Raw genomic sequence first — 21,186 nt, 5'->3', positions numbered from 1 at the left:
GTATTTATTTTAAAAAGGAAAAACATACTAATATCGAAATTTAAGGACAAAACAAAAAGGTGTAATGCGATTTACATTACACCTTTAATACACGGTTTATAATTTCAAATAATAATCCTGAGAATGATAGGCTTCAAACCCGCAGGATTGGTATAACCTTAAGGCATTGGCATTCTTCGCCTCTACTTCTAGAAAAACAGGGTATCCCTGTTTATGTTCTTTTAATACCACATTAGTAAGAGCTTTTCTGCCGATCCCTTTTCCTTGATGCTCGGGTAATACCGCGAATCCATAAATCCATGCCTCTCCGTTAGTGTGCGAAACACGCATTTTACCAACAGGCTTTCCATCTGCCTCAATCATGAAGTATTCATCTACAAGTTTCATCTGGTTATGGTTATATTCACTCGCATCTGTTTCCTCAAAACCAAAGCAACGGACATCTAATTCAATCTCTAATTCAACATCTTTTGGTGTAGATGGTCTTAAAACAACATCCTCTTGCTTCACTAATTCTTTTTCCTGCCATTTCATTTGGTGCTCAGAAAAAGAATATGTGCAAGGTAACGTTTTTAAAAATCCCTTTGCTGATTCAGAATTGGAAGGAGCATTTAATAAAATACGTTTATAATTCCGTTCTACCATTAATTCTTCAGCCTTTTTATAAAGCTGTGTAAAAATACCTCTTCTTCTGTAATCAGGGTGTACCATTCCGCAAAGCTCTACTTTATTTCCAAATCCATACAAGCCGATAAAACCTACAAGCTTCTCCCCTTCATAATGAAAAAGGTCATGTGTTTCATTCTCAGGACGAGTCTCTAACATATCCCAATTTAGCTTTAATTCGAAGGGCTCTCCTGCCTCACATATTTTTTGCAATTCTTTAATGTCTACAAGTTGTTTACTTCTTAACAAATTTCTTCCTCCCGCGATACAATATCTCTTATTATTTCGTTTCCCTTTTTCACAAATCCTTCTTCATTTTATGAAAAAAAACTGGCCCGTATGCTTGAGCCAGCTTCCGAAACTATTAATGGTTGGTAAATTGAGCTTCTTCTGTGGATCCTTTTAATGCTGTTGTCGAAGAGGTACCACCGGATATCACCATCGAAACTTGGTCAAAGTAGCCCGTACCAACTTCTCTTTGATGTCTAGTGGCTGTGTAGCCATGCTCCTCACTAGCAAATTCGGCTTGCTGTAGCTCAGAGTATGCTGCCATACCGCGTTCTTTATAACCACGTGCTAATTCAAACATACTATGGTTTAAGGCGTGGAATCCAGCAAGTGTAACGAATTGAAACTTGTAGCCCATTTTTCCAAGCTCCTGTTGGAACTTTTCAATCGTTACATCATCGAGTTTCTTCTTCCAGTTAAAGGATGGTGAACAGTTATAGGCTAAAAGTTTATCAGGGAATTTCTCGTGAATGGCTTCTGCAAAACGTCTTGCTTCTTCCAAATCAGGTTCCGAAGTTTCACACCAAACTAAATCAGCATAAGGAGCATATGCAAGACCACGAGCAATCGCTTGGTCCAAGCCAGCTTTTACACGGAAAAATCCTTCTGTCGTACGTTCACCTGTAATAAACGGGGCATCATATGGATCAACATCACTCGTAATTAAATCAGCCGCATTGGCATCTGTACGTGCCACAACCAATGTTGGAACCCCCATTACATCTGCAGCTAAACGGGCCGCAACTAAATTACGGACGGCTGTTTGGGTTGGCAATAACACTTTTCCACCTAAATGGCCGCATTTTTTTTCAGAGGATAGCTGGTCTTCAAAATGAACCGCTGCTGCCCCTGCTTCAATCATCGATTTCATTAGTTCAAAAACATTTAACTGCCCGCCAAAGCCAGCTTCTGCATCTGCGACAATAGGAGCAAACCAATCAATTGAATCATCTCCCTCCGAATGATGGATTTGATCCGCACGCTGCAATGCTTGATTGATCTTTTTTACCACGTTTGGCACACTGTTTGCTGGATACAAGCTTTGGTCAGGATACATTTGACCTGCTAAATTGGCATCAGCAGCCACTTGCCACCCACTCAAATAAATCGCTTTTAAACCAGCCTTTACCTGTTGAACCGCTTGATTACCAGTTAAAGCACCTAATGCATTTACATAGTCTTCTTCATTTACTAGCTTCCATAGTTTTTCAGCCCCGCGGCGTGCAAGTGTATACTCTATATCTACTGATCCTCGCAGTTTAATAACTTCTTCAGCAGTATACGGTCTTGTTACACCTTTCCATCGCTCACTCAATTCCCAGCTTTCTTGCAGTTTTTTCACACGATCCGTCATAGTGAAATCCTCCTTTTAAATTACCAATCTACTTTTTATAAAACTTTCAGTGTATTTTTTTATAAAATTTCATAGCCCAGCAATGTTAAAAATTCAGCGAACTCATCTTCTAAAATCAAGCGATCGAATAAGGCCGCAGCTTCTGGAAAACGCTCCTTTTGGAAGGTTTCTTCGCCCAATTCTTGAGATATTTTTTCAAGTTCTTCTCTTTTCATTTGTTGGTACATTTCAGTTGTCACCTTTCGCCCATCTTCTAAAATCCCCTTCGGATGGCGAATCCACTGCCATAGCTGTGCACGAGAAATCTCTGCCGTAGCAGCATCCTCCATTAAATGATTAATGGGAGCTGCTCCACGCCCACTTAGCCAAGAAGCCACGTATTGGATTCCGACACTTATATTCATTCTCACGCCAGCTTCTGTTATCGTGCCTTCCGGAACCTCTAATAGCTGTGCTTCAGTAACCTGTAAATCTTCTAACTTTTTCGTTTGAATTTGGTTGGAGTCCTTCATTTCACGTTCAAAGACTTCCAATGCGACTGGAACGAGACCAGGGTGAGCTACCCACGTGCCATCATGTCCGTCACGCGCCTCACGCTCTTTATCCGCACGAACCTTTGCAAAGGCTTCCTCGTTAGCTTTTGGGTTATTACGTACGGGTATTTGAGCAGCCATTCCACCAATCGCTGGTGCATTGCGGCGATGGCAGGTTTGAATGGTTAAAAGAGAATAAGATCTCATAAAGGGAACTGTCATCGTTACTTGGGAGCGATCAGGTAAAATCACATCGGATTGTTCACGAAGTTTTTTTATATAGCTAAAAATATAATCCCAACGCCCGCAGTTTAAGCCGGCAGAATGCTCTTTCAACTCGTATAAAATTTCATTCATTTCAAATGCAGCCATAATTGTTTCTAACAACACCGTTGCCTTAATAGTTCCTTTTGTCACCCCTAAAGCATCTTGGGCATAGATAAATACATCGTTCCAGAGTCTTGCTTCTAAATGACTCTCAAGCTTAGGCAAGTAGAAATACGGGCCAGTCTCTTTATCTAGCAAACTTTTTACATTGTGAAAAAAGTACATGCCAAAATCAAAGAAGCTACCTGAAATCGGTCTTCCTTCCAATAGAAGATGTTTTTCTTCTAAATGTAATCCACGAGGTCTTACCATTAAGACCGCAGTTTCTTTTCTCAATTCATATTTTTTTCCATCGGGGTTTTCAAATGAAATCGAACGATTAACCGCATCCCTCAAATTTAATTGACCTTCAACAACATTTTCCCAAGTTGGTGAAGTGGCATCTTCGCAGTCTGCCATAAAAATCTTTGCTCCTGAATTGAGAGCATTTATAATCATTTTTCTTTCAGTTGGCCCTGTAATTTCAACTCGACGATCCAATAAGTCCTTTGGCAGCGGTGCGATCACCCAGTCTGATTTTCGAATCTCCTCGGTTTCAGCCAAAAAATGAGGTAGCATCCCATTGTTGATTTCGGATTGACGCTGTTTTCTGTTCTGTAACAGTTCCCGTCTTCTTTCTCCAAATTTTCTCTCTAACTGTTCAACAAAATGCAGTGATTCTTCTGTGAGAATCTCTGAGTAATGAGGCTTCATTTCACCAATTACTTCAATGCCAGTTGTTCGAGTGGACATTCCATTCGTCACTCCCTTTACATTTCTATGTTATAACACAGATTAAATTACTTGTTTGTATTATATAACAGTAAAACCGAAAAGGATACTCATATATTGTAAATTTTCAAACTTTTCCTTCGACTGAATTCGACACCACTTCACCGCATTAACGCAAAAGGGGTCTGACCCCCAGTGCTTTACAGCACTGAAGGGTCAGACCCCTCATTGTTTATTAGAACAATTCAGATGTTGTTTTGGCTTGCATGTGTTGAATTAGGTAGTCTGGGCCACCTGCTTTTGAGTCTGTTCCAGACATGTTGAATCCACCAAATGGTTGGTATCCAACGATTGCTCCTGTACAGCCACGGTTGAAGTAAAGGTTTCCAACATGGAAATCTTCGCGAGCTTGTTGGATCTTTTCACGATTGCTTGTTATAACCGCACCAGTTAATCCGTACTCTGTGTTGTTAGCAATTTCAATCGCATGATCAAAGTCACGAGCTTTACAAATACCAACAACTGGTCCAAAGATTTCTTCTTGCATAATGCGAGCTTTCGGATCAAGATCAGCAATGACAGTTGGTTGGATGAAGAAACCTTTTGAGCTATCTCCCTCTCCACCAGCTACTAAACGACCTTCCCCTTTACCAATTTCAATGTATTCCATAATCTTATTGAAGGAGCTTTGGTCAATAACTGGACCTGTGAATGTTTCTTGCATTTCAGGGTTACCAACTGTCTTTTCCTTCGTAATTTCAATCACACGGTTTAATACTTGGTCGTAAACATCTTCTACGATTACTGCACGAGAACATGCAGAGCATTTTTGTCCAGAGAAACCAAATGCAGAGGCCACGATGGATTGAGCAGCTAATTCAAGGTCTGCTTCGCTATCCACGACAATCGTGTCTTTCCCACCCATTTCAGCAATAACTCGCTTTAGCCAAATTTGGCCATCGTTTAATTTAGACGCACGTTCGAAAATGCGTAGCCCAACGTCACGAGAACCAGTGAAGCTGATGAAACGAGTATCTTTATGGTCTACTAAGTAGTCCCCAACTTCCGCGCCACTTCCTGGTACGAAATTTAGTACACCTTTCGGAAGACCTGCTTCTTCCATTACCTCTACGAACTTAGCCGCAACGATTGGCGTTGTAGAAGCTGGCTTTAATAATACAGTGTTTCCTGTTACAATAGCCGCTACTGTAGTACCAGCCATGATTGCTAATGGGAAATTCCAAGGAGAGATGATAATCCCTACACCTAATGGAATATAATCATAACGGTTAAATTCATTAGGACGACTTTGTACTGGTACACCGTCTTTAATTCTAAGCATTTGACGAGCATAGAACTCTAAGAAATCGATTGCTTCTGCAGTATCCGCATCTGCTTCATTCCAAGGCTTTCCTGCTTCTTTTGTTAATAGAGCAGAGAATTCGTGCTTACGACGACGAATAATCGCAGCTGCTTTAAATAACACATCAGCACGTGTTTCCGGCTTTACCTTTTTCCATGTTTTAAACGCTTCAACCGCTGCTTGCATCGCTTGTTCAGCTAGCTCGCGATTTGCTTTTGAAACACGTCCAATTAATTCTTCTTTATTACTTGGATTATATGAAGCAATTTTTTCTTCAGTTGTAATATACTCTCCACCGATCACCAATGGATAATCTTGACCTAAATAGCTTTTTACTGTTTCTAAGCCTTTTAAATAATCATTGCGATTTGTTTCGTCCGCAAAGTTAGTAAATGGCTCATGTTTGTAAGGTTGTACCATTCTTTTAACGCCTCCTATGTATAAAACGTTTTCAACCTTTTTCATTTTATCATGATATATGACAGTGCTTCAATGAATTGCAAATCCTTTTGAATTTTCAAAAAACAAAAAGAACCTAACGAATAAACTTCGTCAGGCTCCATCTTATTGTTACCTTACTCATAAATATGAACAAATGGTTCGTCTTGGTCGGCTTTACGGACGATAAGTGCTTCGGCCCCGCTTACGGAGGTTATGTTAACTTCAACTGAAATATAGTTTGGAAAGTGCTCCATCACGAGTCCTGTTACATATTGTGTAAACCCGATGGCTTCTGCTTTTCCATAGAATTGGATTGGAATGTTTATTTTTAAATCTTGCAGTTGGTCACCATTATAAAATGCTTTTCCTATAACCCCTGTAAAATTCGGAAAATATTTTTCCACATCCTGTTTGAAATTTAAGAATGATGTTACATCATCACGATGAGCATCGGTTGCTTCGTTTGACGGGAATAAATAATACTTTTCATTTACCTTTTCCCATTTATTAATATTGGAAGAGCCCTTATCTACAACCGTGTAGGTATAGAAGTTGCCTGGTACAACAGATGACTTACTTTGTTGTTCAAAAAGAGCCACCATAATTGGGACATCCTTTAATCCAGACTTGCTTCGTAATCTTCTTACAACCTCTGCTGCGATTTTCTTACCTTCTTTATCCATAACATCCTTAGCAATCTTCTTTTCATAGGTTGGACCGTATTGTACCGTTTGATAGTAATGAATAGAGTTTAAGGCCAAGCCTATGACGACCCCACCAAGCTGAACGGTATCATTCTCATTTTTAATTAAATAGTTATGCTCCAGGATGTGCGCTAAATATATCGGACTTTTAATATTCTGTTCTTTGAGATCGCCTTTTTCTTCTAAAACTGGATTTAAACCAATGTTCTCCGCCTCTGTTAAATTCTCTTCTTTTAACTGGGCTGGAGTAAACTTTCGGTTTAACCAAAGGCTCACTTCCTTACTATCTAACGCTTGCCCTTCCTGAAATAAGTATTGATCCGGATTAAAGGCTTGCTGAGCTAACCTCATTAAACCCGTTTCAAACTCTGTTATATCATTTCGGGTATTTAAATTATAAACGACCAACCCTCGAGCTTTACTTGGTTCAAAAGGAAGAATCGTCCGATAATACTGATCAGAGATTTTATACTTCGGTATGATCGCTTTCTCTTTTTTTGAGTCATTCTTTTCTTGAACCACTTCCTGTTGCTTATTAAAATTAGGTGCACAACCGCCTAGCAACAGAAAGAGGGACAGTAGAACCATGTAGAAAAGTCTCACAGATTCCCACCTCTTATTTTTCTAATTCTAAGAGCATTTTCTCCTCGCTCCATACTTCTATGCCTAACTCTTGGGCTTTTGTCAGCTTAGAGCCGGCTTCCTCTCCAGCAATAACTAAATCTGTCTTTTTACTTACACTGCCAGCTACCTTTGCTCCTAATGCTTCTAATCGATCTTTTGCTTCATTACGAGATAGCTGCTCTAGCTTGCCCGTTAAAACAACGGTTTTTCCAGCAAAGAAGGAATCCGAATCCGCTACTGACACTGGTTTTGGACCTTTGTATTCCATATTCACTCCGGCTTCCACTAGTTCTTCTAGTAATTCATGAACCTCTTCATTTTCAAAATAGGTAAAGATGGAGTCAGCCATTTTTTCTCCAATTTCGTTAATGGCTGTCAATTCATCCCTAGTTGCTTGAGAAAGACGGTTCATCGTTTCAAATTGTTGAGCCAATGTTTTTGCAGCCTTTGCACCAACATGACGAATCCCTAAGCCAAATAGCAGCTTTTCTAGTGAATTTTGTTTGGAAGCTTCAATGGCAGTTAATAGGTTCGTAACGGACTTTTCACCCATACGCTCTAATCCAAGGAGCTGCTCTTTTGTTAATTTAAATATGTCTGCTACATCTTCTATTAATTTTTCTTGAAAAAGCTGACTAATCACCTTTTCACCTAAACCATCAATGTTCATGGCATCTCGAGAGACAAAATGAATTAAGCCTTCACGAATCTGGGCAGGACATTTAGGATTGATACAGCGTAAGGCAACCTCTTCTTCAAGCCGGACTAGTTCACTTTCACATTCCGGACAGTGCGTCGGCATATGGAAGTCTTTTTCTTCTCCCGTTCTTCGTTCAGGCAGAACATTTACTACTTCCGGGATAATATCCCCTGCTTTTTTAATCACGACATAGTCACCAATTTTGATGTCCTTTTCGCGTATTAAGTCTTCATTATGCAAGGAAGCTCTTTGAACAGTTGTTCCCGCTACCCGAACAGGCTCTAAAATAGCTGTTGGCGTGATTACTCCTGTTCGCCCTACACTTAATTCAATATCCTTAAGGATCGTTACCACTTCTTCTGCAGGGAACTTATACGCTATGGCCCATCTTGGACTTTTGGCTGTAGTCCCAAGTTCTTCCTGTTGGTCAAGGGAATCGACCTTGATCACCATTCCATCGATTTCATAAGGAAGATGTGGTCTTTTTTCCGTCCAGCCTTGTACAAATTCAATGACTTCCTCAATCGTTGTAAATCTGCGGCGTTCTTGGTTCGTTTTAAAACCAAGTTTTTCTAAATAGTCAAGGCCTTGGCTGTGAGAAGTAACTCCAGTTGCTCCTACATCTGCTATCGAATATAAAAATAAGTCCAAATTTCTTGAAGCGGCTATTTTAGGGTCAAGCTGGCGCAAAGAGCCGGCTGCTGCATTTCTTGGGTTAGCAAATGGCTCTTCCCCATTTTCTTCCTTCATGGCGTTTAACGCTTCAAATGATTTTTTCGGCATAAAAGCCTCACCGCGCACCTCTATGGTAACTGCTTCGGATAGCCTTAATGGGATAGATTTGATCGTTTTTAAATTGGCTGTTATATCTTCGCCAATCGTGCCATCTCCACGTGTAGCGCCTTGGATAAATAGACCATTTTCATAGCGAAGGGAAACAGCCAGTCCATCGATTTTCAATTCACAAACGTAAGCAATATCACCACCAACACTTTGACGGACACGACGGTCAAAATCCTTTAAATCTGTTTCATTAAAAGCATTGCCTAAACTCAGCATTGGTGTGCGGTGTTCGACTTTTTTAAAGGCATCTAACACTGCCCCTCCCACCCTTTGGGTAGGAGAATCTGTTGTTTTGAATGCTGGGAATTGTTCCTCTAAAGCGACTAGTTCTTTTAATAACTGATCATATTCCGCATCCGGTACACTTGGCTTGTCTAATACATGGTACTCATAGTTATATTGATTCAACAAATTTTGTAATTCTTTTATACGAGATTCTGCTAGTTTTACATCCATTCAGGCAGTCCCCTTACCAAAGAGATTTTAAGCTTTCTTAATTGGTGCGAATTTCGCTAATAAACGTTTAATCCCAACAGGACTTGGAAAAGCAATATCAAGCTCTTTTCCTTCACCCTCACCTTTTACACTTACAACGGTTCCGATACCCCATTTGCCGTGTTCCGCCTTATCACCAACACGCCAATCAAAGTCTTCTCCACCTGTAGACTGTGCAGCGGGTCTTGTCACAGCAGGCTTTCGCACTCCTGGCATCATAGTTGTCTGACGACTGGCTTGAGCAAACCCACCACTGACACTTCCAATGCTTGCCATTCGGTTTTGCGGTTGGTATGGCTCGATTAAATCCACTGGAATTTCCTTAATGAATCGTGAAGCAGGATTCATGCTTGTTCGTCCAAAAAGGGTACGCATTTGCGCATTTGTTATATATAGGTCATTTTCCGCACGTGTAATGCCAACATAAGCTAAACGGCGTTCTTCTTCCATTTCTGCCTCTTCCATAAGGGAGCGTGAATGAGGGAAGACCCCTTCCTCCAGTCCTATTAAAAACACAACAGGGAACTCAAGTCCTTTGGCAGAATGCAGAGTCATTAAAACAACTGAATCAGCAGGCTGACCTTCTTCATCCAAACGGTCAATATCAGCAACAAGTGCTAAATCCGTTAAAAAGGCAACTAAGCTTTTATCTTCGTTTACTTCTTCAAAGTTCTTGGTAACAGATAATAATTCCTCTAAGTTTTCAAGACGACTTTGTGCTTCAATCGTTTTCTCAGCCTTTAGCATTTCACGATAGCCTGATTTATCCAATACTTCTTCCACAAGCTCTGTAACCGATAAAAACTCTTGTTGCTGAGTATATTGATGTATTAAATTACGAAATTCTCTGCATGCCTTTGTTATTTTAGGGCTAAGACCGATTAATTCAATCGAATCTAATGCTTGGAACATGGAAATATCGTGCATCAAAGCGAAGTTAGCAATTTTATCAACTGAGCTTGAACCAACACCACGTTTTGGAACATTAATGATACGCTGTAAGCTAATATCGTCATCTGGATTCGCTATTAAGCGTAAATAAGCTAAAATATCCTTAATTTCTTTACGGTCATAGAACTTGATCCCTCCGACAATCGAATACTCAATATTCGACTTCAGCAATGATTCTTCCATTACACGGGACTGGGCATTTGTACGATAAAGAATGGCGATTTCAGATGCCTTTCTTTTACCTGAATCGACTAGCTCTTTAATTTTACCAATAACAAACTGCGCTTCCCCTTGCTCACTATCGGCACGGTAATAAGAGATTTTGTTTCCTTCGGGATTTTCGGTCCATAAATTCTTTGCCTTGCGATTTAGATTGTTTTCTATTACTTTATTTGCCGCTAAAAGGATTCTTTTGGTGGAACGGTAGTTTTGCTCGAGGAGAATCACATTGGCATTTGGATAGTCTTTTTCAAAGGATAAGATATTCGCGATGTCAGCACCACGCCAGCGATAGATAGATTGGTCTGAGTCCCCGACAACACATAAATTTTTAAAACGGCTAGCCATCATTTTCACCAGCATATATTGTGCACGGTTGGTATCCTGATACTCATCGACATGAATATACTGAAACTTTCGCTGATAATATTCCAAAACCTCTGGGACTCTATTAAATAGCTGGATCGTCATCATAATAAGATCATCAAAATCTAAGGCTTGATTTTTACGCAGACGTTTTTGATATTCTGTGTAAACATCACTTACAACCTGGTCAAAATAACCGCCGGCCTGTTTGGCATATTCTTCTGTATCCAATAATTCATTTTTTGCACTGCTGATCGAACCGAGCAGGGCTCTTGGATCAAATTTTTTCGGATCGATATTTTTATCTTTTAAAATTCCTTTTATGACGGACTGCTGATCGGTCGTATCTAATATCGTAAAGTTACGATTGAAACCGATTCGATCGATGTCGCGTCGTAAAATTCTTACACACATGGAGTGGAACGTCGAAATCCAAATATCGTCTGCCGCTCCGCCCATCACGTTCTGAATTCTTTCCCTCATTTCACGGGCTGCTTTATTGGTAAACGTAATAGCTAAAATATTGTAAGGATTGACTCCCTTTTCAACCATTAAATAACCAATTCGATGAGTCAACACTCTTGTTTTACCACTACCGGCCCCAGCCATCAGTAATAAGGGACCTTCTGTTGTTTTTACTGCATTTTGTTGCTCCGGGTTTAAACCATTTAATAAACGTTCCGTCAAAAATTGCATTTCTCCATCACCGCCATATACAAACGTATGTTCTTATTTATATTTTACCTATTTCTTACGGGACAATCAAACCATTTCTTTTACGGCTTGTACCGTTTTTAACGCTTCTTCCAAATGATCATAAATCACATTCCCTACTACCACGACATCTGCATGTGCTGACATTTCCTTTGCCTTTTCGGCTGAATCAATGCCTCCACCATAAAAAAGGGTCGTTTTTTCGAGAACATTTTTAACTTGGGATACCAATTCAGGTTTACCATATGAACCGCTATATTCTAAATAAAAGATGGGCAGCTGGAACATTTTTTCTGCCATACGTGCATAAGCAAGCACATCTTCCTCATTGAGTTCTGTATTGGCATCTGTGTATTGAGCAGCTTTGCAATCCGCATTTAAAATACAATAGCCCTCCATCAATGTTTCTTCCCAATCCATTAACTCCCCATATTCCTTTAATGCTTCATGATGAAGCCCCACAATCCATTTTGGATCCCGACTGTTTAAAACAGTGGGAATAAAATAAAGATCAAAACCAGGAGAAATCGTATCGTTCGAAGAAATTTCATACACACAAGGGACGGTATATCTGCGAATTCTAGCCATTAAATCTAATACAGCCTCTAATGTGACACCGTCTGTTCCCCCAACCATAACCGCATCTGTTCCAGATTCACAAATTTTCTCTAGGGTTTCATCTGTTATCTCTTTATTCGGGTCTAGTTTAAATACATGACGCCATTCACGTACATCGTACATACGTTACGCCTCCTATCAAATCCCACTCATCTTTTATAAAAGTAATGGATAGCTACTTTTATCAAAAGCATGGGAAAAACATTTCACATTATTCCATTCAACCATTATAGCATTTGTACAGAGGACAAACAAAAACAAACAGAAGTAAAAATGTACCATTTATTGAAGAATCACTTTCATAAATAGTTTCTATTAATAATGACAAGATTAAAGAAATTCCAATCTCTTGATGGGCAAAACTACATGCCTTCTTCACTCAAAATTGGCCATCATTAATTCGATGATGGACAAAACCATTCGACTTCTTTTTAAAATTGTCCATCATGTACTCGACGATGGACAAAACTACTCGCTTTCTTTTTAAAAATGTCCATCATTAACTCGATGATGGACAAAACCATTCGCTTTCTTTTTAAAAATGTCCATCATTAACTCGATGATGGACAAAACCACTCGCTTTCTTTTTAAAAATGTCCATCATTAATTCGATGATGGACAAAACCATTCGCTTTCTTTTTAAAAATGTCCATCATTAATTCGATGATGGACAAAACCATTCGCTTTCTTTTTAAAAATGTCCATCATTAACTCGATGATGGACAAAACTACTCGACTTCTTCTCAAAAATTGTCCATCATGAGGACAGGTGATATTTAATCGAAACAAATTCAAAAAAAAGCTAGCTACCTCATTAAGTAGCCAGCCTTTATTGACTTATTATTCCTCAGTTGCTGTTGTTTGTTCTTCTTTAATACGGTCTAATGCCATTTCATAGGCATCATTACCATAGTTTAAACAACGCTTTACACGTGAAATCGTTGCTGTACTTGCTCCTGTTTCTGTTTCAATTTTATGATAGGTCTTTCCTTCACGAAGCATACGTGCCACTTCTAAACGCTGTGCTAATGATTGAATTTCATTAATGGTTGCTAAATCATCGAAAAATCGATAGCATTCATCTAGATCTTTAAGCGATAAAATTGCCTTAAATAATTGATCTAGTTCTTTTCCTCTTAATTTATCAATTTGCATATACTTTACCCCTTTAATATGAATTAATTATTTTCGATTGATATTGATTTTTGAAGTCCTTGGTCAGTTGGAATGACATTAATCCATGTCTTTCCAGGTACCATTAATGCTTCTACATCATTTTCAAACGGAACGATTAGCCCGTCCACATTTTTCCATGTAACTTCTTTTAATTTTCCTTTTTGAAGTAGATAGCCTTTTCCACCTGAAGTGAGATTAATTTCCCTACGACCATATGAATCAATAAATTTATGCTGCATTTCTACAATAAAGATATTATCTAAAAGGACCGGATCCTTGCTGTCGAAATCAATAGTTTGTTCACCGTTCGAAAAGCGTTTATATTTTTCTAATGAGTCATCATATTGGTAGATGACATTAAATAAATCACTTGAAAAATAAGACACCATAATCGACTTAGCCTCTTTTCCTTGTAAATTAGCTAAATCTTCTTTTTTGTAAAAATGGTAGGCTGGTGGTTGGCCCTTCATCGAAATGTTATTCTTTTCGGCACCCTTCAAGATATTCTCATAACTGATATAGGAATTATGTGGTGCCTTTCTGTCCTTTGAGCGTTTGAACAGAGTTCCGTCATATTGCATGCCATTTAGGTTATCAATATAACCTGATTGAAGCATTTGTTTGGCTTCAGGGCTGTACCCATGCGCAACATAAAGACCTTTCAAACCCTTTGCAAGCTCGATATAATAATCTCTTGCACTTCTAACAGGACCAATTCTTTCAGGTTTTTCACTTTGAAAAACGGCAAGAAATCTTGTCACATCGCCTTCAGCAAGAAGTTCATAAACCAAATCTGCCTTTTGGATTCCAGATTGCGGCCTTGCTTTTGGATGGTTATTAATCATCACAGCCACAGCTCGGTCATCCACTTCTACATCTGAACCTATTCCAGTCAAAGGATACGTATAAGGATATTCCTTTTCTTGTTCCGGTTCCGTTTGCTTTGGTTCCTCTTGCTTTGGTTGTTCTTTGACTGGCTTTGAAGTTTGTTCCTCTTTTGTACAACCAGCCATAAGCGCAACTAATGCTAGTCCTATTGCTATCCATCTAATATGCTTCAAAAGTAAACTCCCCCTATTTTAACCGGTGTCGGTTTACTCACATGTTGTCTCAGTCTTTGGTTAGTTGATTTAGTTTGGAAAACACTTCCGTTTTTTAATTTACTTTTATATTTTAACGCATTATCGATGGAAAGAGTATCATTTTATTCATGACATCATAGATCCCCTGTTGTGTGATTCGAATATATGGTAAATGCGTTGATGAAAAGAATAATAAGGAATAAATAGGATCACTGAAATGATAGCCTCTCTCTTGTAAATGGACAAGGAGTAGTTTTTCACGTTCAATAATGTCTTCTACCGGTAAGTCGGACATTACGCCTGCAAGTGGTAAAGGTATTTCTGCTAGAATTTCGTTATTTTCAACAAGTACGATTCCGCCACCCATTTCCTTCAATCGCTGAAACGCCTTTATCATATCTTGCTTACTTTTTCCAATTAATATTAAGTCTCCTGTGTTCGAAAAAGAACTTGCTAATCCGGAAACTCGGTTTGCAAAGCCTTTTAACATTGTATTAATTCGCCATTTCCCATGTCGATCCACCAGCATAAAATAACTTTCATCATGTGTATCCGCTAATACATCTGGGGATAAATCAATGTTAATGGAATATGGCTTTGTGATAACGGCATTTTCCATCTGAATTCCAAAAGGCATGGAGAACTGCATATCATCAAGCGTTAAATCCCAATCCAATTGAAGTGGTTTAAACCCATGTTTGTCCCATTGAATAGCATCCATTGGATCCGTAATGGCCATTCCATCCTTCTTCACCCAACGTCCTTTAGCCAGTACTGATTTTGGAGTTGGATTCATCTCATCTTCTAAGAAATTGATATTGGCTACACGTCCAGTTGCAATATTTCCGTGAAGGTATTCGATATTGTAATAGCGGGCAATATTAATGGTTCCCATATTGTAGGCATCAATCAATGGGACTCCTTTTTCAATCGCCATTCGAATCATATGATCAATAACTCCCTGTTCATGGAAAGAGGCAGAAGAACCATCTGTTGTAAAAATCATTTTGTCATAAGCCGTTATGTTCATTCGTTTCATTTCGTCTAATAAAAATGGCAAATCTGGACGAATCGATGAATAACGAAGAGAAACGGTATACCCTTGCATTAATCGATTAAATATATCTTGGCCTGTCATCGATTCATGGTCACAATCAGCACCAAATAACATCATTTTGGCTAATGTTTTTTCTGATGCACCTGGAAAATGACCCTCGATTTGCTTTCTCATCCGCTTCGTTTCTTGTATCCAATGAAGCATCATATCGTCGCCAGCTAATAGCTTCGGCCAGCCTGTGAGTTCTCCCCCTTGTAAAACCGCATCATGCTCTAACCATGATTTCACATTACTATGGGAAAAAAGGCTTTCCTCATCTATGACTTCTGTTTGTCCATCAAAACGGCACCACCAATACATGGTGACGGGATTATTTCGTAATTCACCCAAGAGTGAAAACGCTTCCTTTTTATCTAATTGTAATACCAAAGCCATATTATCATTGATTAAGGTTGTTGTCCCGTACTGTGATGCATATTTGGCAAAGGATTGGGGATTATATAGTTGAAAAGGATGTGCATGGGGTTCAATATATCCCGGAACTAAACATTCATTTGTACAATCTACTACTTCGCAGCCTTGTACATTTTCGGGGAGCTTTTCTCCCACGTACACAATTCGATCATCATAAATCCAAATATTCGCTCGCATCCATTGGCGAAAAACTTGATTTAAGTATTTGGCATTTTTTAATAGCATGGTTGGAGCAAGTGTACCGTCCAGCACAGCAATGTGCTCGCGAATTTGTTTATTTTTCCATCGATACCGCTGCTCTAGCATAACATTCTCTCCTCTCGTTGTAGGATATCTATTTAGTATATGGTCTGTTAAATGTAAGCACTTTCATTCATGTTAATTATCGTAACATATTTTACCGTTTAACGCACTAAAGAGTTGGAATGAAATTGTAAAAAATTTTGAAAGGAGAGTTAAAAATGAATGTTAAACCAAATATCGGTATTATCAACGCTTTAATACGTATTACTTGCGGATTAACCGTTTTGGCTTGGAGTACCTCTAAACTAGTGAAACACCCATGGAGAGATTCTTATTTATTTATGGCCCTTATGGGGGCAATGAAAGTCGGGGAGGGTATTTTACGCTATTGCCCGCTTACCGATGTTTGCGAACGCATGCAAGATAAAAACGACGGTGACGGCAATCAAAATAAAACCAACAACATCCTGCCTTACAACCCAAGCTAATCAAGCTAATATTTATTCACCACCGCTTTAACAATTTAAAGCACCGGGGGTCTGACCCCCAGTGCTTTAAAGGATTAAATTATTTAGGAGTGATGATTTTATGTTCTGGGAGTATATTTCTGATATGTCTTTTGTTCTTATTTCGCTGATTGGCGGTATTGTCGCTATTTCTTATGTGTATATTAGGAAGTCACGGAGACGTGCGCGATAGCTTTTTGGCCAATATCGTTTCTGTAAAATAAGCCATTCCATTCGGTTTGGGCTAAATACTGATAAACGGCTTGCTGGGCCTCAGGCAAAGTGCTTCCTTTTGCTGCAGCCAAAATGACACGGCCTCCATTGATGATCCAGCTGCCCTCTGAAGATTGGTTTGTTCCTGCATGATACATTTGTATATCATTTTCTAAGCTAGGAATAGTAAATGTTTCACCTTTGGAAACTAATTCTCCCGGATAGCCTTTAGCCGCTAACACTACTCCTACCACAGGCGAAGGGTCCCAATCAATAGTCACAGCTTTACCATCCAACACGTGTAAAAGAACCTCTAAAAGATCTGAATTCATTCTTGGCAGGATAACCTGGGTCTCCGGGTCTCCAAAACGAGCATTAAATTCAATGACTTTAGGACCATCCGAAGTTAAAATTAAACCGGCGTAAAGCACTCCGCAAAAACTTCTATCTTCTTGAACTAATGCTGCAGCTGTTGGCTTCAGTATTTTTTCTATGGCCATATTTACTGCTTCACTCGGTATTTGCGGAACAGGTGAATACGCACCCATACCACCCGTATTTGGGCCTAAATCGTTATCAAAGGCACGTTTATGATCCTGAGCAATCTCTAATGGAGTAACTTGATGACCATTCACAAACGCCATCAGAGAAAATTCTTCCCCTTGTAAAAATTCTTCGATGACAACGGAAGCTGAAGAAGACCCAAACTTTTGTTCCATCAACATCTCTCTTAAAGCTTCAAGTGCCTCTTCCTTTGTCATTGCCACTACAACACCCTTACCTGCAGCAAGTCCATCGGCTTTAATGACAATCGGGGCACCCTTTTCTTCCACATATTGAGCAGCTGAAGAATAGTCCGAAAACACCTCATAGCAGGCTGTTGGAATGCTGTATTTTTTCATTAAATCTTTGGCAAATGATTTGCTGCCTTCAATTAATGCTGCTTTTTGAGAAGGGCCAAACACTTTTAGCCCCTCGGCCAAAAATAAGTCTGCCAGGCCAGCAAGCAGCGGCATTTCAGGACCAACAAAGGTTAATCCAATCCCATTTTCTTTAGCAAATTGAACAAGTTCAGCATGATTCGTTTCATCAATACCTACTAGTTCTGCTACATCACTCATGCCTAGATTGCCTGGTGCAACAAATACTTTTTCCACCATGGCACTTTTAGAAAATTTATGACAAATGGCATGCTCACGGCCGCCTCTTCCTATGACTAGAACTTTCAAGCCGAACACCCCACTATTTTAATGTTTGAAATGTCTTACTCCCGTAAACACCATAGCGATGCCATATTCATCTGCTTTTTTAATCGAATCTTCATCACGAATGCTTCCGCCCGGTTGAATGATGGCTGTTACCCCCGCTTTTGCTGCTGCTTCTACAGTATCATCCATTGGGAAGAAGGCATCTGATGCCATAATGGCACCTGTTGCTTTTTCTCCAGCTTGCTCAATCGCAATATTAGCAGCACCGACACGATTCATTTGTCCGGCACCAATTCCAACCGTCATATCTTCATTAGCAAGAACGATGGCATTCGATTTCACATGCTTCACAACCTTCCAACCTAGCTTTAAAGCTTTCCACTCTTCTGCAGTTGGCTCTCTTTTCGTTACCACACGTTGCTCTGCATTTTCTAATGTAAAGTAATCTTCCTCTTGGACGAGTAAGCCACCTTGAACGGAAACAATTTTCTTTTCACGGTTTGCTTCCACGTCAAATGGAATCGTTAATAAACGTAAGTTCTTTTTCGCTTGTAAAATTTCAAGCGCCTCAGTAGAAAAAGAAGGGGCAATAATGATCTCAAGAAAGATTTCATGAAGCTTTGTTGCGGTTTGAGCCTCCACTTCACGATTTAAAGCAATAATTCCTCCAAAAATCGATACTGGATCTGCTTCAAATGCCTTATCAAAAGCGGCTAAAATGGTTTCACCTGTACCGACACCGCAAGGATTCATATGCTTGACCGCAACTGCCGCTGGTTCTTTAAATTCCTTAATAATTTGAAGAGCTGCATCCGTGTCATTAATATTGTTATAAGAAAGCTCTTTCCCATGCAGCTGCTCTGCATAAGCAATGGAAAACTCCTTCCCTAATGGCTTACGGTAAAAGTTAGCCTTTTGATGCGGGTTTTCACCATAACGAAGACTTTGCTTTAATTCATAAGTAACCGTTAATTTTTCTGGAGTTTCCTCTTGTACAAGCTCTGTCATATATTCAGCAATAAGTGCATCATAAGCTGCTGTATGTCTGAATACCTTAGCAGCTAGACGGCGACGTGTTTCTTTCGTTGTAACTCCCGTTTGCTTTAACTCCGCTAGAACGACATCGTAATCTTGAGGATCCACAACAACCGTAACGTATTCATGATTTTTAGCAGAAGCACGAAGCATCGTAGGACCGCCGATATCAATATTTTCAATCGCATCCTCTACCGTTACGTCAGGTTTTGAAATCGTTTCTTTAAATGGATAAAGATTGACACAAACGATATCAATGAGGTCAATCTCATGATCTTGCAATTGCTTTTGGTGACCTTCATCATTACGCTTAGCCAGTAAGCCACCATGAATCGATGGATGCAAAGTTTTAACACGGCCTTCTAAAATCTCAGGAAAATGAGTAACCTCACTAATTCCCATAACAGGCACGCCATTTTCTAGTAATGACTTCTTCGTTCCACCTGTGGAAATGATTTCAAAGCCAAGCTCTACTAAACCTCTAGCAAATTCTACAATTCCAAATTTATCGGATACACTAATAAGTGCTCGCTTTTTGCTCATCCTTTTTTTCCTCCAGTTTGTTAAAAAGATGTTGTAAGACAGTAGGATAAAGTTGATGTTCTACTTCATGAATTTTCTTTTGGAGTGATTCTGTTGTTTCATTTTCTGATAAAAAAACCGTTGCTTGCTCGATGATTGGTCCGGTATCCATTCCGGCATCCACATAGTGAACCGTTACACCACTGATTTTCACGTTTGCAGCGATTGCTTGACCGATGGCATCTTTTCCAGGAAAAGCAGGTAGTAGGGATGGATGGATATTCACGATTTTTCCTTCATATACCTTCAAAAGGGTAGAACCAATTAATCTCATATAGCCGGCAAGAACGATAAATTCTACCTCTTTCTCTTGCAGCTCTTTTAAAATAGACTCTTCATATTCTACCTTACTAGGGTAATTTTTAGGAGCAATCGATAATGCAGGAATACTGTGCTGCTTTGCTCTTTCTGTAACAAACGCACCTGGTCGATCACATACCAATAACGCAACCTCTGCCTCTAAAGAACCAGATTGGATATTGTCAATGATGGCCTGAAAATTACTTCCACTGCCTGAGGCAAAAATAGCTATTTTTATCATACATGAACCTCTTTGGGAGCGACGAATTCTACTCCTGTTTCTTCTGATACTACCCCTATTTCAAATGCTTGTTCACCAAGTTCATGTAAAGCAGTCATGATGGGCTCGGCAAGTTCTGCATCAACTGCAAGCACAAAGCCAATTCCCATATTAAAAATATTGTACATTTCCATACGGTCTAGTTGACCCTTTTCTTGTAGGTATTGGAAAATCGGCAAAATTGGCCAGCTACCTTCCTTCATTTCCACCCCTAAACCTTCAGGAAGCATACGCGGGATATTTTCAATAAATCCTCCGCCAGTAATATGAGCCATACCGTTCATTTTGAATGTTTTTAGTAAATGAAGGATCGATTTTACATAAATTTTTGTCGGTGTTAAAAGTACATCTCCAAGAGGCGCACTTAGTTCTTCTGAAAAATCGGTTAAGGAAAGCTGATTGGTCTCGATTATTTTTCGAACAAGTGAATAACCATTACTATGAACACCGCTTGAAGCTAAGCCAATAAGTACATTTCCTGCCTTAATTTCATTACCGGTAATAAGTTTCGATTTCTCGCAAGCTCCGGTTACATAACCAGCTAAATCATATTCACCATCCTGATACATGCCAGGCATTTCAGCTGTTTCACCGCCAATTAACGAACATCCTGCTTGAACACAGCCTTCCGAAATCCCTTTTACAATGGACTCAATTTTGGCTGGCTCCGCTTTACCACATGCAATATAATCTAAAAAATACAGCGGTTCTGCACCCTGTACGACAATATCATTTACACACATCGCAACCAAATCAATGCCAACCGTATCATGGCGATCCATTTCGAAGGCAAGCTTCAGCTTTGTTCCCACTCCGTCTGTACCAGAAACAAGAACGGGTTCCTTTAAGCCGCATGCTGATAGGTCAAACATGCCTCCAAATCCGCCAAGTCCACCCATTACTTCAGGGCGTACGGTTCTTTTCACATGCTTTTTCATTCGGTTTACCGCTTCATAGCCTGCTTCTATATCAACACCAGCTTGTTTATAGGCATTGGACATCTTTAATGACCTCCTTTTTAGGGGTGAAAGTATGGTTTATCAACCGGCTTTT

At 39.5% G+C, this 21,186-nt stretch carries 17 protein-coding genes; 2 read left to right on the top strand and 15 right to left on the bottom strand.

The genetic code is table 11. The features are described from left to right. Positions 1 to 96: 96 nt before the first annotated feature. From ACSBPO_RS00665 to ACSBPO_RS00615, 11 genes are all read right to left on the bottom strand, one after another. The gene (locus tag ACSBPO_RS00665) at positions 97 to 915 is read right to left on the bottom strand and encodes a GNAT family N-acetyltransferase (RefSeq protein ID WP_442597768.1); all 819 of its coding nucleotides are present in this window, start codon (positions 913 to 915) and stop codon (positions 97 to 99) included. 115 nt (positions 916 to 1,030) lie between these two features. Then, positions 1,031 to 2,308, bottom strand: a complete 1,278-nt coding sequence (gene aceA / locus ACSBPO_RS00660; RefSeq protein ID WP_442597766.1) for an isocitrate lyase — start codon at positions 2,306 to 2,308, stop codon at positions 1,031 to 1,033. Between the two features lie 59 nt (positions 2,309 to 2,367). After that, positions 2,368 to 3,960, bottom strand: a complete 1,593-nt coding sequence (gene aceB, locus ACSBPO_RS00655) for a malate synthase A (RefSeq protein ID WP_442597764.1) — start codon at positions 3,958 to 3,960, stop codon at positions 2,368 to 2,370. A gap of 214 nt (positions 3,961 to 4,174) precedes the next feature. Next, positions 4,175 to 5,722 (bottom strand): L-glutamate gamma-semialdehyde dehydrogenase, encoded by a 1,548-nt coding sequence (pruA, locus tag ACSBPO_RS00650; RefSeq protein WP_442597762.1) that lies wholly within the window; start codon positions 5,720 to 5,722, stop codon positions 4,175 to 4,177. A 155-nt stretch (positions 5,723 to 5,877) separates the two neighbouring features. Further along, positions 5,878 to 7,050, bottom strand: a complete 1,173-nt coding sequence (locus ACSBPO_RS00645) for a CamS family sex pheromone protein (RefSeq protein ID WP_442597760.1) — start codon at positions 7,048 to 7,050, stop codon at positions 5,878 to 5,880. Between the two features lie 13 nt (positions 7,051 to 7,063). After that, entirely contained in the window at positions 7,064 to 9,070 is a 2,007-nt protein-coding gene (gene ligA, locus ACSBPO_RS00640; RefSeq protein WP_442597758.1) for an NAD-dependent DNA ligase LigA, read from the bottom strand. Between the two features lie 27 nt (positions 9,071 to 9,097). Beyond that, a complete protein-coding gene (gene pcrA / locus ACSBPO_RS00635; RefSeq protein ID WP_442597756.1) occupies positions 9,098 to 11,341 on the bottom strand; it encodes a DNA helicase PcrA in 2,244 nt (747 codons plus the stop codon). Positions 11,342 to 11,407: 66 nt separating this feature from the next. Beyond that, on the bottom strand, positions 11,408 to 12,100 hold the full coding sequence (locus tag ACSBPO_RS00630; RefSeq protein WP_442597754.1) for a heptaprenylglyceryl phosphate synthase: 693 nt from the start codon (positions 12,098 to 12,100) through the stop codon (positions 11,408 to 11,410). 717 nt (positions 12,101 to 12,817) lie between these two features. Then, the gene (locus ACSBPO_RS00625) at positions 12,818 to 13,132 is read right to left on the bottom strand and encodes a YerC/YecD family TrpR-related protein (RefSeq protein ID WP_442597752.1); all 315 of its coding nucleotides are present in this window, start codon (positions 13,130 to 13,132) and stop codon (positions 12,818 to 12,820) included. A 23-nt stretch (positions 13,133 to 13,155) separates the two neighbouring features. Then, entirely contained in the window at positions 13,156 to 14,214 is a 1,059-nt protein-coding gene (locus ACSBPO_RS00620; RefSeq protein WP_442597750.1) for a DUF3048 domain-containing protein, read from the bottom strand. Between the two features lie 112 nt (positions 14,215 to 14,326). Continuing rightward, positions 14,327 to 16,072 carry an adenine deaminase C-terminal domain-containing protein gene (locus ACSBPO_RS00615; protein WP_442597748.1) on the bottom strand — a complete coding sequence of 582 codons (1,746 nt, stop codon included), beginning with the start codon at positions 16,070 to 16,072 and terminating at the stop codon, positions 14,327 to 14,329. A gap of 155 nt (positions 16,073 to 16,227) precedes the next feature. Between ACSBPO_RS00615 and ACSBPO_RS00610 the strand changes: the two genes are divergently transcribed. Both ACSBPO_RS00610 and ACSBPO_RS00605 read left to right on the top strand, forming a co-directional pair. Further along, positions 16,228 to 16,497, top strand: coding sequence for a YgaP family membrane protein (locus tag ACSBPO_RS00610; RefSeq protein ID WP_442597746.1), 270 nt, complete (start codon positions 16,228 to 16,230; stop codon positions 16,495 to 16,497). A 100-nt stretch (positions 16,498 to 16,597) separates the two neighbouring features. Next, complete coding sequence (locus tag ACSBPO_RS00605) at positions 16,598 to 16,708, top strand: EYxxD motif small membrane protein (RefSeq protein ID WP_442597745.1); 111 nt, start codon at positions 16,598 to 16,600, stop codon at positions 16,706 to 16,708. Here ACSBPO_RS00605 and purD read toward each other — a convergent pair. From purD to purM, 4 genes are read right to left on the bottom strand one after another with little or no spacing between them, the layout of a single operon-like run. Next, on the bottom strand, positions 16,680 to 17,957 hold the full coding sequence (gene purD / locus ACSBPO_RS00600; protein WP_442597743.1) for a phosphoribosylamine--glycine ligase: 1,278 nt from the start codon (positions 17,955 to 17,957) through the stop codon (positions 16,680 to 16,682). The genes ACSBPO_RS00605 and purD overlap by 29 nt on opposite strands. Before the next feature lie 18 nt (positions 17,958 to 17,975). Beyond that, positions 17,976 to 19,514, bottom strand: coding sequence for a bifunctional phosphoribosylaminoimidazolecarboxamide formyltransferase/IMP cyclohydrolase (gene purH / locus ACSBPO_RS00595; protein WP_442597741.1), 1,539 nt, complete (start codon positions 19,512 to 19,514; stop codon positions 17,976 to 17,978). Then, positions 19,489 to 20,094, bottom strand: coding sequence for a phosphoribosylglycinamide formyltransferase (gene purN / locus ACSBPO_RS00590; protein WP_442597739.1), 606 nt, complete (start codon positions 20,092 to 20,094; stop codon positions 19,489 to 19,491). Before purN ends, purH begins: the two co-directional genes overlap by 26 nt. Then, positions 20,091 to 21,134 carry a phosphoribosylformylglycinamidine cyclo-ligase gene (gene purM / locus ACSBPO_RS00585; RefSeq protein WP_442597737.1) on the bottom strand — a complete coding sequence of 348 codons (1,044 nt, stop codon included), beginning with the start codon at positions 21,132 to 21,134 and terminating at the stop codon, positions 20,091 to 20,093. Before purM ends, purN begins: the two co-directional genes overlap by 4 nt. Between the last annotated feature and the right edge of the window lie 52 nt (positions 21,135 to 21,186).

Origin of the sequence: Neobacillus sp. D3-1R, from assembly GCF_052180215.1 — a bacterium.
Lineage (GTDB): Bacteria > Bacillota > Bacilli > Bacillales > Cytobacillaceae > Pseudoneobacillus.
The sequence above is the reverse complement of the archived record's forward strand: the minus strand, read 5'-3'. Positions and strand labels throughout refer to the sequence as shown.